The sequence below is a fragment of the Pseudomonas sp. ACM7 genome, from assembly GCF_004136015.1.
Taxonomy (GTDB): Bacteria; Pseudomonadota; Gammaproteobacteria; order Pseudomonadales; family Pseudomonadaceae; genus Aquipseudomonas; species Aquipseudomonas frigoris.
Window position 1 is genome coordinate 5550928 of the sequence record NZ_CP024866.1, and the last position, 12448, is coordinate 5563375.

Annotated in this window: 11 protein-coding genes and 5 pseudogenes; 4 read left to right on the top strand and 12 right to left on the bottom strand. The window is 57.8% G+C overall.

The genetic code is table 11. From position 1 onward, the window contains the following. The first annotated feature begins 566 nt into the window (after positions 1-566). Positions 567-797, top strand: coding sequence for a hypothetical protein (locus CUN63_RS26455; protein ID WP_129443771.1), 231 nt, complete (start codon positions 567-569; stop codon positions 795-797). A gap of 459 nt (positions 798-1256) precedes the next feature. Next, positions 1257-1472 (top strand): annotated as a pseudogene (locus tag CUN63_RS26465) (group II intron reverse transcriptase/maturase); the annotation flags it as partial. Positions 1473-1691: 219 nt separating this feature from the next. Here the strand turns inward: CUN63_RS26465 and CUN63_RS26470 are convergent. The 8 genes and pseudogenes from CUN63_RS26470 to CUN63_RS26505 form a co-directional block, all read right to left on the bottom strand. Next, positions 1692-1865, bottom strand: a pseudogene (locus CUN63_RS26470) (OprD family outer membrane porin); the annotation flags it as partial. Between the two features lie 150 nt (positions 1866-2015). Further along, positions 2016-2132, bottom strand: a pseudogene (locus CUN63_RS32585) (aldehyde dehydrogenase family protein); the annotation flags it as partial. Between the two features lies 1 nt (position 2133). Then, a pseudogene (locus CUN63_RS26480) lies at positions 2134-2532 on the bottom strand (bifunctional methylenetetrahydrofolate dehydrogenase/methenyltetrahydrofolate cyclohydrolase); the annotation flags it as partial. Positions 2533-2759: 227 nt separating this feature from the next. After that, positions 2760-2909, bottom strand: coding sequence for a hypothetical protein (locus tag CUN63_RS26485; RefSeq protein WP_178082677.1), 150 nt, complete (start codon positions 2907-2909; stop codon positions 2760-2762). 32 nt (positions 2910-2941) lie between these two features. Beyond that, entirely contained in the window at positions 2942-4297 is a 1356-nt protein-coding gene (locus CUN63_RS26490) for an ATP-binding protein (protein WP_129443775.1), read from the bottom strand. Then, positions 4273-4938, bottom strand: coding sequence for a response regulator (locus tag CUN63_RS26495; RefSeq protein WP_129443777.1), 666 nt, complete (start codon positions 4936-4938; stop codon positions 4273-4275). The genes CUN63_RS26490 and CUN63_RS26495 overlap by 25 nt, the downstream gene beginning before the upstream one ends. Positions 4939-5007: 69 nt before the next feature. Continuing rightward, entirely contained in the window at positions 5008-5442 is a 435-nt protein-coding gene (locus tag CUN63_RS26500) for a hypothetical protein (RefSeq protein ID WP_129443779.1), read from the bottom strand. Between the two features lie 29 nt (positions 5443-5471). After that, positions 5472-6236, bottom strand: a complete 765-nt coding sequence (locus tag CUN63_RS26505; RefSeq protein ID WP_129443781.1) for a hypothetical protein — start codon at positions 6234-6236, stop codon at positions 5472-5474. Positions 6237-6450: 214 nt separating this feature from the next. Here CUN63_RS26505 and CUN63_RS26510 point away from each other — a divergent pair. Continuing rightward, a pseudogene (locus CUN63_RS26510) lies at positions 6451-6738 on the top strand (helix-turn-helix domain-containing protein); the annotation flags it as partial. Positions 6739-6976: 238 nt separating this feature from the next. Continuing rightward, complete coding sequence (locus CUN63_RS26515; RefSeq protein WP_129443783.1) at positions 6977-7849, top strand: DNA/RNA non-specific endonuclease; 873 nt, start codon at positions 6977-6979, stop codon at positions 7847-7849. Between the two features lie 217 nt (positions 7850-8066). Here the strand turns inward: CUN63_RS26515 and CUN63_RS26520 are convergent, their stop codons facing one another. From CUN63_RS26520 to CUN63_RS26535, 4 genes are all read right to left on the bottom strand, one after another. After that, the gene (locus CUN63_RS26520; RefSeq protein ID WP_129443785.1) at positions 8067-8855 is read right to left on the bottom strand and encodes an SDR family oxidoreductase; all 789 of its coding nucleotides are present in this window, start codon (positions 8853-8855) and stop codon (positions 8067-8069) included. Positions 8856-8915: 60 nt separating this feature from the next. Beyond that, the gene (locus CUN63_RS26525; protein ID WP_129443787.1) at positions 8916-10463 is read right to left on the bottom strand and encodes an amino acid ABC transporter permease/ATP-binding protein; all 1548 of its coding nucleotides are present in this window, start codon (positions 10461-10463) and stop codon (positions 8916-8918) included. 64 nt (positions 10464-10527) lie between these two features. Next, on the bottom strand, positions 10528-11322 hold the full coding sequence (locus tag CUN63_RS26530; protein ID WP_129443789.1) for an ABC transporter substrate-binding protein: 795 nt from the start codon (positions 11320-11322) through the stop codon (positions 10528-10530). Between the two features lie 45 nt (positions 11323-11367). Then, positions 11368-12438: an isopenicillin N synthase family oxygenase gene (locus CUN63_RS26535; protein ID WP_129443791.1), complete on the bottom strand. Its 1071-nt coding sequence runs from the start codon at positions 12436-12438 to the stop codon at positions 11368-11370. Between the last annotated feature and the right edge of the window lie 10 nt (positions 12439-12448).

Genomic DNA, 12448 nt, shown 5'->3' on the forward strand with positions numbered 1-12448 from the left:
TCAGTGAACCTCCCGGTCTTCCGGGTCCAATTGCGCGTTTGATCCACACGCAAGCCTCGGCCATTCCCTCGCGCAGATCCTCAGCATCGTCTTCGGACGTTTCGGCAGCACTTTCGAGTTGACGAACTTCTTCGCGTGGCTCGTTCAGCTCCGCGCTCGGGTCGATGCATTGCGCCGTCAGGCGTCGGGTCTTGTTTGCCGACTTGGTTATCGTAGCGTCGAAAGCAGAGCTGCCCGATCTGAACGCAGCGAAGCGAGTGAAGGCGCATTACCTGGTCACTCTGGCGCTTCAGTCGTACAAGGCCCAGGTGAGCGGTGCAACCTGTTTGGCAGGTGAGTCGCGCGGAAAAATAATAAAACGCGGCATAAATATATTGATATGACGGGGATTTATGCGTGCTTTTTCCATGATGTGCAATTCACGCATCACGCACACGAATATCTGAACCCGGCCAGTGCGCCGGGTTTTTCATTTGCGCCGCTCGTCTACTCGAATGCACGCTGCCTAGGCGCCAACTTCAAATCTGTACGGCCCGGAAAATCTGGACCTCTGTTGTGAGGTGCGTATGTCTACCGATTTGAGTTTCCAAGACAAGACGGTGCAAGGTACTGTCCCTTCCAATCCTGAGCCAGGTACAGATGAGCCGACGCTGGATCCTAAAGATCGCGGCAAATTCGATCCTCTGGAACGCCCGGACAATGTAAAGGAGGAGCGTCCAGAGGATTGGAAGGCTCCAGCTGACAGGGATCTGCCAGAGGCGGATGAAGAAACGCCACTATCTGACGACAGGCGATAAGAATCAGAGCCCGACCATTGAGTCGGGCTTTTTGTGTGCGCCCAGCATGGGCGCAATCTTGTGGGTGAAAGTCCCGCCGTAAGCTGATCACAGCGAACGAAGTGAAGCGCAACTGCATGAGGGTGACCGAATGTGGGGAGGAAGCGTGAATCGAAGCCATGAGCCGATGTACAAGAACCGGATAAAAGGCGCGGCAGGATCAGGGCGAGCGGGCACAAAACCGCGAAGCTCTTGTGGTCAAGGGTCAGGCTGTGTAAATCCGGCGGTTGTGTGGTGAAGGATTGCGTTCTTACCTGGGGAGATCTCGCCTTATGCCTGAAAGGGCGACGGTGCCAGCCGGAGCGAGAAGTCAGCAGAGGCCGTAGTAGTCTTTTTTTTTGACGAAGGGCTGAACGAGAGAAAGCGTTATAGGCCATGTTGATGCGAAAGACCGGAAGTCAGATGCCTGCCAAACGCGGGATGGAGACTGCGAGCGGTGAAGCCGTGAGAAGTCCCGTCAGCGACGAGGTCAATCGCCCGCAAGATGAATCCGACAACGCAGGGCAAGGGCTGCTGGATCGGGCCTTTGCGAGAGAAAACCTGAAACGGGCGTGGAAGCGAGTCAAGGCCAACAAGGGGGCAGCGGGAGTCGATGGTCTGGACATTGAACAGACCGCCGAGCATCTACTGAGCCAGTTAGTGAATGATCAACGCTGATGTGGGAGATCCAGTTCAATTCGCGGATTGGGATGGGTGGTAAGCCGCAGCTTCACATATTTGATCAGGATGAGCCGCCTTGCCGAGAATTTTGACTTCCCAGATAAGTGACACCGCACTCAGCGAGCACAATGCCAGGATGTTCGGATCGCCAAAGGAGCGCTTGGATTTTTACCGACGGGAGATTCAGTACGAGACGATCCCGAGACCGGTATACATGTCCAGACCGAATCCCACCAGGCCTTCGGTGTAACCCGATTCGGCCTTGAGAATGAAGCCTTGCGCCCACTCCTCGATCTTCGATTGAGCCGGAGCGTTTGAATCCCGAAGGTCATGGTTGTAGTAAAAATTGCGCATCAGCACTGTGGCTTTATCCATTTCGGCCATTCGAGCTATGACTGTCACGTAGTCTGGTTAGCCCGAAACCGGATGGCAGGCAAAAAAACCGCAGAGCTTATTTGAGTCCGGGAGGTAGCTCGAGACATATCTTGGAGCCAACACTTCCAGGCATCGTCGATGCAATCAGCGCCGATCCAGCCACACCGTTTGTGCGTTACAGAATTCGCGCACCCCGAAATGCGACAGCTCTCGGCCAAAACCGCTTTTCTTCACGCCGCCGAAGGTGACGCGAGGGTCGGTTTCAGTACCGAGCAGCAGTATTACTCTCAATCGCCTCTGCCGCTGTCAGCGTATTTCTCATCAAACAAGCAACGGTCATTGGACCCACGCCGCCCGGGACTGGAGTCATGGCCGCTGCGACGTCCTTCGCAGAGTTGAAATCTACGTCACCCACCAGCACCGATACTCCGTTCTTTTCGATTCTGTTGATACCTACGTCGATGACCACTGCGCCTGGCTTTATCGCGCTTGCATCGATAAATTCAGCCCGGCCAATCGCCACCACCAGGATGTCAGCCTGACGACATTCGGCGATTAGATCTCGCGTGCGCGAGTGAACAATTGTGACGGTGCAGTTTTCCTGCAGAAGCAAATTCGCCATTGGCTTGCCGACGATGTTCGACCTACCGACAATCACCGCTGGTACGCAGCGAGGCTTTCACGGTGGCCGATGCTGACTACCGTTATGTTGGTGGCTGATAATGCTTGATTCAGGTGACGTTCTGCGTTCTCGTCCAGTCCAGAGGTGGCTTCGTCGAGGAACAGCAACGTTGGATATATCAACCAATAGCTGCGAGTCCCCGACGATGATGGCGGGATTTGGCTTTCATCGCGCGTCAGGCGGATACGGGGTCCCTCGACCAACGGCTAATAGCGTTCGGCGGCATCGGCGCTGATCAGGTTCAGGTCCAGCGGTGCGAAGTGACTGCGACGGGCGCAGTTTTCATTTTCCGAGATGCCCACTAAGGCCTTGAATGTCAGCAGCAGGGCTTTGGCTTCGGTCAACGTGCGCTTCATGCATCTGCCGAGGTACGCTTTAGAATAGGGTTTCAGTGCTTATTTGTTTTCAGTGATACCGAGACACATAACCCGCTTTTTTGATTCTCGTCCGAGAAGCTCAATCGTATCTGTGCCCCCGTGCGATCGGCTATCGCCTGAACAATGGACAACCCCAATCCGGACCCAGCCTCATCGGTCCCCAGGCTGCGATAAAACGGATCAAACACCCGCGCTCGCTCCTCAATCGTGATCCCTGGCCCCGAGTCCTTGATCTGCAGCAGCGCCGCGCCGTTATCCATGACCACTGAAAGATCAATCCGGCCACCCTGCGGTGTATAGCGAATCGCGTTGTCCACCAGGTTTTTGACCAGCGTCATCAAATCCATCTCATTGATCAGCACCCGCACGTCCTGTTCACCCTCAACACCGATGTCCAGGCGTTTGAGGTCGGCCAGCGGCAGCAGATCTTCCAGCACCCGTCGATAGACGTCATGCACCGAAACCGGCGACGTCGGCTCCCGGGTGTCGGATTGCACCTTGGCCAGGGTCAGCAGTTGATCAATCAGGTTTCTACCGCGCTCGATGCCTCGGCGCAGTGGCACCAGGCGCTCGTGGGCCACGGCCGACATCTCCGCGGCGGCCAGGCGTTCGGCTTGCAAGGAGAGGGCCGTCAGCGGCGAGCGAAGTTCGTGGGCCGCATCGGCGACGAAGCGGCGCTGGGTTTCCATGGCGTTCGCCACGCGTGCGAGCAAGCGATTGATCGCCACCACGAAAGGCCGGATTTCGGTGGGTAGATGGCTTTCGTCAATCGGGTGCAGTTCCTGTTCGGCGCGCTGATCGATTTCCGACGACAGTGTGGCGATGGGCCGAAACAGCTTGCGCACCAGGTCGCTGACCACCAGCAACAGCACCGGAAATAAAATCAGAAACGGCAGCAGGCTGCGCCAGGCACTTTCGCGGGCGTCCTTGTTACGGGCACCGGTTTCCTGGGCAACGGCAATGCGTTCGCCACGGGCGGTGGTCCGGACCAGCACCCGAAACGCTTCGCCGCCGACATTCACCGTGGACAAGCCATCGGCCAGCGTCGTCGGGAAGGGCAGTGGTGTGACGTCATCATCGGTTCCGGAGGCGCTGCTGCCATCGGCCAGGTACTGAATCATCAGCCTGGATTCCTCATCGTCGCCGGCAATGCCTTTGCCCTCGGGATACTTGAGCGTCATGTGTTGCCGGTCAAACAGCACGGCGACCTGGCGCAACGTGGCGTCCTGCATCTCGTGGGCTTCATCGAATGCGGAAATGAACGCAAAGATCCCGGCCACCAGCGCGACAATCAGGATCGCCAGCGACAGGGTGACGGACAGCCTGAGTTGTACTGATTCACTCAAGCGTTTTTTGAAACCATCCATCCCACACCCCTGACGTTCTTGATGACTTGGCTGCCCAACTTGCGCCGCAGTGCATGGATCAAAAACTCCACGGCGTTGCTTTCCACTTCATTGCCCCAGCCATAGAGCCGGTCTTCGAGTTCGCTGCGCGAGAGGATCGCCCCCGGCCGAATCAACAGCGCTTGTAGCAGGGCGAACTCGCGGGCCGAGAGCTGGACGCCGGGATGCTCCGCGGTCGAGGCTTCTTTGGAGACGAGATCCAGCGACACCACGCCGTTGTCGAGCACGGACAGCGCGCTGCCGCCCTTGCGCCTTAAAACCGCGCGCATCCGCGCCAGCAACTCGGCCATCTCGAACGGTTTGAGCAGGTAATCGTCGGCGCCACCATCGAGGCCGCGCAGTCGATCATCGAGGCTGTCCCGAGCGGTGATGATCAGCAACGGCACGGGGTTGTTGTTGGCGCGAATCCGGGTCAGCACGTCGAGGCCGTCCTTACCGGGCAGGCCGAGGTCGAGCAGCACCAGGTCGTAGTGTTGAGTTTCCAGGGCCGCCAGGGCGGTGAGCCCGTTCTTCACCCAATCGGCGGCGTAACTGGCGTCGTTCAGCGCACCGTGGATTGCATCGCCAATCATCGGGTCGTCTTCGACCAACAGTATCCGCATGTCCCGCTCCGGTAAAAAAAGGCGCGAGGGTCATGACCCTAGCGCCTGTATTGAAGCATCTGTGTGCGTTTACTGCTTTGCTTTCATCGAATCGAAAGCCTTCAACAATTCAACCATCATCGCCTTGCAGTCGCTCTGCTGCGGCTTGTTGGCGCGCAAGGCGTCGAGCGCGCGGTCGATGGCTTTGTCCACCACGTGCCAATCGCTCGCGGCGCGGGGCTTGATGCCGGCTTCTGCCGAGTCCCAGGAGGTTTCCAGGTCCTTGATTCGGGCTTTGGCGGCGGGCAGGTCGTTTTTGTCGACCAGGCCGACGACGTCGGCGGCGATGTTGCGAAACTCGGACAAGTCGCCCAGTTTCGAGGCCGAGTTCTGAGTCATCTCGACTGCCGAGGTCGTACCCGCCTTGGGTTTGTCGGCGGGTTTCGAGCAACCGGTGGCGATGCTCAGCATGAAAATAGCCGAGACGATGCAAACGTGACGAATGAGGTTTTGAACGCGGTACATAGTGATTCCTTAATGCCTTTTTGAATGAGTTATTGAGTGATGGCTTTACGATTGCCGACGCTTATTTGCGCCACGGTAACCAGAATGACGATGACGCAGAGGAACAGTGCGCTGGTCCAGGTGGCGCCCATGCCGAGGCCGCCATAGGTTTTGGCCTGGGTCAGCAAGTCGCCGAGGGACGCGCCGAACGGGCGGGTCAGGATGTAGGCGATCCAGAAGGTCAGCACCACGTTGCCGCCCAAGTGCCAGGCCACCAGGGTGGCGGCGATCAACACGCCGAAAATCATGGCGCCCACGGTGAAGCCCAGGCCCAGCGCTTCGGTGGCCAGATCGCCCGCTGCCGTGCCAAGGGCAAACGTGCAGAGCACGGTCGCCCAATAGAACAGCTCGCGCCGGAGCGTGACGATCTCGCGGATCGACAAGTTGTGTTCCATCCGATACCAGACCAGAAAGTTGATCGCCAGCAACACGGAAAACACCGCCGTGCTGGTGTACAGGCTGACGTCGAGCATGTCGGTCAGAATGTCGGTGATCTGCGTCCCGACGATGCTCACCAGCACCACGGTCAGCCAGTAGATCCAGGGTGTGTAGGCCTTGGTGCGCAGTTGGTAGAACAATGCGATCGCCAGCAGCGCGGCCATGCCGATACTAGTCCAGCCGGCACCGAAGCCGGCATCGACGGCGAGAAAGTCCGCGCCGGTTTCGCCCACGGTCGTGGACATGATCTTGATCACCCAGAACGACAGCGTGACCTCGGGGACTTTGTTGAGCCAGCCGGCTACGGTCGGATTCATGTGGATTGTCTCTCCTGAGCAAGTGCTTTAAGTGCGTACAGGAGAGGCTACGGGCCGAAACTTAGCTGAGACTGAGGGCGGGAAAATCGCCGAACTGGATTCTCTGATCGCCCGCGGCCCGGCATCCTGCTCAGGGCCGTCGACCATCCTCGGGAAAAACTAGCCGGGTTGATGTACAGAGATCGACTGCCCCAAAATTTCTTCATAAGTGGCTTCGGAGCTTACGGTCGAGATACTTGCAGACAGGCTCGCCACAAGTGTGAGGACCTTGATTCGCATGTTTCAGAGGGAATTCAAGACAACGCCTGCGAAGTACGTCGAGGACGCCCGGGTCGAAGCGGCCTGTCGGCAAATAGAGCTGGGAAGGCGATCGATGGAGGAGGTTGCGCGCCGATGCGGCTACCACAGTGTCGACGTGCTGAGAAAAGCCTTCGTGCGACGCATGGGGGTGAGTCCAAAGGAGTACGCACAACGTTTCGCGCCAGTTAACGAGCCTGCTTAGGCATTGGCCAGTAGAATGTAAACGCTGCCCAGCACTTATGTGACTTGTCATGGTCAATAAATCCCGCACGACCGTCAGCGGTCGTACTACTCGGAGCCGACCGGCTCCACATCGGCATTTTGATCAAGGACAGTGAAAGCATGCTCGCCGCAAGATAATCAGCAACCGCCTCCACCTGGTTCCATGAATCGGGACTCGCCGTACGTTCACCCCTCAATCCAATTCGAAGATTAAAAGCATGCACCTACGCAAAATTGCAGTTGGGCTGTCGGCCCTTGTTTTGCTCTCGACCGGGGCAGAAGCCCGCAGTCTGCTGGATCTCCTCAAACCGCCCACCCAGCATCAGGAACAAACGTCCCACTCGGGCTCGATCAGCCAGAACGCGGCCCTGGAACTCTATTCAAACAAACAGAAACAGGCATCGTTTGACGGCTGCGCAGATCTGTTCCCAGCAGCGAAACCGATCAACATGGCCACTGTGCCTGCAACCATGAAACCCTTGGCCCTGTGCTCTGACAACTTCGCGGTGCTGTACTCGCAAACCAGTAGGACGCCGCTGGTAGTGGTCGAACGCCTTAATGCAGCCCAGCTGCAGGATGCCAAGGGGGAGGAGCGCACCAACCAGTTCTACCCGGACCCACGCATCCCCAAGAGTGGACGGGCAGAGTTGAGCGACTACCGTAGCCAGCATCCGGCCGTGGACCGTGGCCATCAATCCCCGGCAGCCGATGCACCGAACCCCAATGCAATGGCCCAATCCTTTGCGCTGTCGAACATGGTGCCGCAAGACCCCACCAACAACCGGAAGATCTGGAGCAAGGTCGAGGCGGATGTCAGAAAATTTGCCAAGCGAGCCGATGGCAATGTGTTTGTCTTTACCGGCCCGCTCTTTGACTCAGGCCACACCACCATCGGCGACAACAAGGTCTGGGTGCCGACCCGCCTGTTCAAGCTGGTTTACGACGCATCGTCCAAGCGTGCCTGGGCCTACGTACTACCCAACGCTGAAACCCGTATCGAGAGACCGATGGACTATGACGCTTTCGTGAAAAGTACCGGGCTTAACTTGCTGGGGAATCTACCGGTCACAGGTTCCGTAGGGCGCTCTTGATGGCTTGATGAATTGCACCTCAAAGGCTGGCTGTAACCGATGGGGTGCTTCATTCACGGATAGATAGCGGTGGTTTAAAAGTTGCTGCGGGGCATCGGATTTGCAAACGCGACTCACGACTTAAACAGATATAGCACCCGCACAATCCACCACGTCGTACACCGGAGGCGAATGGCGAAAGCCCCTATGCCATCCGCTCCACTTGCGCCTGCCGTCTTTATCGGCTGGAGCGAATGGCCCCTCCATCAATCAACAAGTTCTGCCCGGTCAGGTAGCCCGCATGACTGCTGCAAACGAAAGCGCACAGAGCGCCGAACTCCTCGGGTGAGCCGAAGCGTTTAGCAGGAATTTCGCTTCGGCATTCGCCTAGGAATGCCTCACTGTCTTGCCCCGACTCTTGGGCAGCAGCGACCAGGTTGTCACGCAGTCGATCGGTGTCGAATGAGCCCGGTTGCAGGTTGTTGATCGTCACATTCCGACTGGCGATGTTTTCTTGCCGGGCAAGCCCTGCGATAAATCCCGTCAGACCACTGCGCGCGCCATTGGAAAGACCCAGGCTTTCGATAGGGGACTTCACGGCACTCGACGTGATGTTGATGATTCGGCCAAATCCGCGTGTCGCCATACCGTCTACCGTTGCCTTGATCAACTCGATAGGGGTGAGCATGTTGGTATCCAGCGCCTTGAGCCAGGCGTCGCGGTTCCATTCGCGGAAATCCCCGGGAGGAGGGCCTCCAGCGTTGTTGATCAAAATATCGAAATGCTCATGGGCCGCCAGGGCTGCCGTGCGACCCTCAGGCGTCGAAATGTCTCCGGCTACGGCGATGACAGTCACTTCAGGATTGATCGCTCTGAGCTGACGGGCAGTTTCATTCAGCGTCTGTTCGCCTCGGGCGGTGATCACCACGTTCACGCCTTCGCTGACGAGTGCCTGTGCGCAGGCTTTACCCAGGCCTTTGCTGGCCGCGCACACCAGCGCCCAGCGTCCTGCTATTCCAAGATTCATGCGTGTTTTCCTGAAAGAAGGAAGCTCAAAGAAAGTGGTTGCCTACTGCAGCACCCATGCTCACGCATGATTCGCAGTGACAGGCAGGTTTGGCGATCGAGTACTGATTCCCATAAAGCGCCGCACTCTCTCTCCTTCGGCATCGCAGCGTATGGTTTCAGGTGCAGCATCCAGTTGGATATTACCGTTCTCCATGAAGACGACCCGGTCGGATATCGACATGGCAAAGTCCATTTCGTGGGTGACGATAATCATGGTCATGCCTTCACTGGCAAGGTCGCGTATGACGTTCAGCACATCGCCCACCAGCTCTGGATCGAGCGCTGACGTAGGCTCGTCGAACAGCATGATGTCCGGCTCCATGGCCAAAGCACGAGCGATCGCCACGCGCTGTTGCTGTCCGCCGGAGAGCTGGTGCGGGTACTTGTGGGCGTGGGCGAGCAGGCCGACCTTGTCCAGCAGCGCATAAGCACGGTGCTCGCTCAGCTCGCCCGGGATGCCGTGGTAACGCGGCGCCAGCGTGACGTTGTCGAGAATGGTGCGGTGCGGGAACAGATTGAAGTTCTGGAACACCATGCCAATGTGCCGCACGCCTTTGCGCAGACGGGCGCTGTTGGGCTTGTCCGAAGCTTCGATGAATTTTTCACCGAACAACAGAATGTCGCCTGTATCGATGCTTTCCAGACCGTTGACCGTGCGGATCAGCGAAGTTTTGCCGGAACCGGATGGGCCAATGATCGAGATCACCTGGCCGTATTCGACATTCAGATCGATACCCATCAGCACTTGGTGCGTGCCATAGCTCTTCTGGATGTTCTTCAGTTGCAGGATTGGCGTCGCGTTGGTGCCCGCGGCTTTGCGCGCATTGTCGGGCAAGGCTTCGGCGATGGCCTTGAGCTTGACCACGGCGGCGGCATCGAGTGTATGCGGCTTGCGGAAGTTCAGGTCCAGGTAGCGCTCCAGACGCTGCAGGAAAAAGCCGAACACGGTGACGATCAGCACGTAGTACACGCCCACCGCAGCCAGGGTTTCCATGACCAGGAAGTTGGTGGCATAGAGGCGTTGGCCGACCGTGAGGATTTCGGTCAGGGAGATGACCGAGACCAGCGACGTCAGCTTGACCACCGTGATGTATTCATTGATCAACGTAGGCAGCGAGATACGGAAAGCCTGGGGGATCACGATCAAGCGCTGCATGCCGAACAGGCCGACACCCAGCGCGCGGCCTGCTTCCTTCTGGCCCTTGGCCACGGAGATCAGGCCACCACGGTGGATCTCCGCCATGTAAGCCGCTTCCGTGACCACCAGGGCAAGCAAGCCAGAGTAGAAGGGGTTTGACAGGATCGGTCCGCTACCGGGAAACAATTGCGGCAAGTTGTAGACGAAGACCACCAGCACCAGCAACGGGATGCTGCGGAAGAACCAGATGTAGACCGCCGCGGGAATGCGCAGTAAGGGCGACTGGGACAACTTCGCCGTGGCCAGGCCAAAGCCCAGCAGCATGCCGAGGAACCAGGCCAGAGCACTGAGCTGGACCACCGTGACGCAGGCCTTCCAGAAGTCCGGCAGGGAGAACAGGGAGAGGAAATACGACCAATCGAATTGCATAGGGCACCTCAATCTGCCGCCCCGGTGCAGGGGCGGCAGATGACCAGACTACAAGGACACGTTCTTAGTTGGCAGTCGGTTCTTCCAAGCCATATTTCTTAAGAATAGAGGCGTATTCACCGCTCTTTTTGGTCTCCTCGAAGGCTTTTTGCACGGCCTGGAATGTTTCGTCGTTACCTTTTTTGACGAAGATACCCAGGGTTTGCTGATAGATCGGGTTTTCCGTGGTGATCACTACCCGGCCATTGGTCTTTTCCGCGATCATTTTTGCAGCGCCAGCGATTTCAACCTGGGCCTGAATGTTCTTGGACAACAGGGCCTGGGTCACTTCGGGCGCCGAGGGGTACTCGCTGACGGTGATGGCGCCTTTGTTGTTCGGCACGCAGTACTCATCGGAGAGCTTTTTGAATTCCTTGACCCAGGTGGTGCCCTGTTCCAGGCCCAGTTTCAAGCCGCACAGGTCTTCAGGTTTTTTCGCATTGATCTCGCTGCCCTTGGGCACCATGACCGCGGCACCGGTGATGGCATAGGCGATGGTTTGGGCCTGAGTCTGGCGCTCCGGTGTGATGTACATGCCGGAAAAGACCGCGTCGTATTTGGCGGAGTTCAGGCCCAGGATCAGGCTCGGGAACTTGGTGTCGACGAACTCCACCTTGGCGTTCATGTGCTTGGCCAGGGCCGTTGCCAGTTCCGGGTCCGAACCCACCACGTTTTTGTCTTTGTCATAGGACTCGAAGGGCGGGTAGGTGATTTCCATGCCGACCTTGAACGTGTCTGATGCGGCCATGCTCACCGAGGCACCGAGCATACCGGCTGCCAATACAGCCAAGCTCAACAGGCTTTTTTTATTGTTTTTCATTTTTTACTGACTCCGGCGTAGGTAAGGGGTAACTGAAAACTTCAATCAGGACGGTTGAGCCTGATTTTTCAAATGTCCGAAACTGGCGGGCTTGCGTGCCTTGCCTGGCAGTTGAACGTCCCCATTGGCCACCCTCTGGCGCAGATACTGATAGGTCTGCAGTGCCTGGCCATACATGTGTTCGCCGATCGTGATTTCTTCGTAGTCGTTGCCTCCCTGGGCGAACCCGGGCAGTGGTTTGATCTGGGTGTGATAGTCGCAGGCATAAAACAGAGGAAAGGAATAACGCTCCTCCTTCACGCTCCGCACCCGGTGCGCAGTGGCAACGAATGCGCCTGCCGTCATCACTTCCAGCATGTCGCCGATGTTGACCACAAAGGCATCGGCAATCGGTGGTGCATCGACCCATTGTCCAAGGTTGTTCATCACCTCAAGGCCTGGTTTGTCGGCCAGGAGGATGGTGAAGCACTCATAATCAGTATGGGCGCCAAGACCCGGTGCGTCATGGGCGGCACCGTCGAAGGGGTAGTGGATCAAGCGCAGCTTGGACGGCGGTCGGGTGACCAGGCTGTCGAAATAGTTTTCTTCCAGGCCCAGGGTCAGGGCAAAGCCGCCGAACAGGCGCCGGCCCAAGGCGAAGATCGCTTCATAGTAGGCCTGCACCGACGCCTTGAAATCCGGCAGCTGCGGCCAGTCGTTGGGCCCCAGCAACGGGGTGTTGGCCAGCACCAGCGGGTCATCGGCCGGGACTTCGAAGCCGACGTCGAAGGCTTCCTTGTGGTCCGGCTTGCCTTTGGAATAGACCTCTTCACCTTCGGGTACAAAGCCCTTGTGGGTTTGCGAGGTGCCGATGTAGTGCCGCATCTTGGTGTCGAAGGGCTGGTCGAAAAAGTCCTTGGCAGCCTTGCGCAGGTTGGCGATCAGTTGCGGGTCGATACCGTGATTGGTGATATAGAGGAACCCGACTTCGCGGGCGGCGCGCCCCAATTGTTCGGCCACGGCCAAGCGGTGTTCCAGTTCGAAGCTGAACAGACCGGCGATATTGACCACCGGGATGCTATTGAAGTTGGCTTTGTTTGTGTCAGTGCTGGCGCTGTTGTTTTTATTGTCAGGCATGACGCATCGG

Excerpts from the sequence above, each read along its gene's own strand:
- CUN63_RS26495 (WP_129443777.1), bottom strand. The coding sequence starts at position 4,938 with ATGCGGATACTGTTGGTCGAAGACGACCCGATGATTGGCGATGCAATC.
- CUN63_RS26455 (WP_129443771.1), top strand. The coding sequence starts at position 567 with ATGTCTACCGATTTGAGTTTCCAAGACAAGACGGTGCAAGGTACTGTC.
- CUN63_RS26535 (WP_129443791.1), bottom strand. The coding sequence starts at position 12,438 with ATGCCTGACAATAAAAACAACAGCGCCAGCACTGACACAAACAAAGCC.
- CUN63_RS26525 (WP_129443787.1), bottom strand. The coding sequence starts at position 10,463 with ATGCAATTCGATTGGTCGTATTTCCTCTCCCTGTTCTCCCTGCCGGAC.
- CUN63_RS26530 (WP_129443789.1), bottom strand. The coding sequence starts at position 11,322 with ATGAAAAACAATAAAAAAAGCCTGTTGAGCTTGGCTGTATTGGCAGCC.
- CUN63_RS26520 (WP_129443785.1), bottom strand. The coding sequence starts at position 8,855 with ATGAATCTTGGAATAGCAGGACGCTGGGCGCTGGTGTGCGCGGCCAGC.
- CUN63_RS26505 (WP_129443781.1), bottom strand. The coding sequence starts at position 6,236 with ATGAATCCGACCGTAGCCGGCTGGCTCAACAAAGTCCCCGAGGTCACG.
- CUN63_RS26500 (WP_129443779.1), bottom strand. The coding sequence starts at position 5,442 with ATGTACCGCGTTCAAAACCTCATTCGTCACGTTTGCATCGTCTCGGCT.
- CUN63_RS26485 (WP_178082677.1), bottom strand. The coding sequence starts at position 2,909 with ATGAAGCGCACGTTGACCGAAGCCAAAGCCCTGCTGCTGACATTCAAG.
- CUN63_RS26490 (WP_129443775.1), bottom strand. The coding sequence starts at position 4,297 with ATGGATGGTTTCAAAAAACGCTTGAGTGAATCAGTACAACTCAGGCTG.
- CUN63_RS26515 (WP_129443783.1), top strand. The coding sequence starts at position 6,977 with ATGCACCTACGCAAAATTGCAGTTGGGCTGTCGGCCCTTGTTTTGCTC.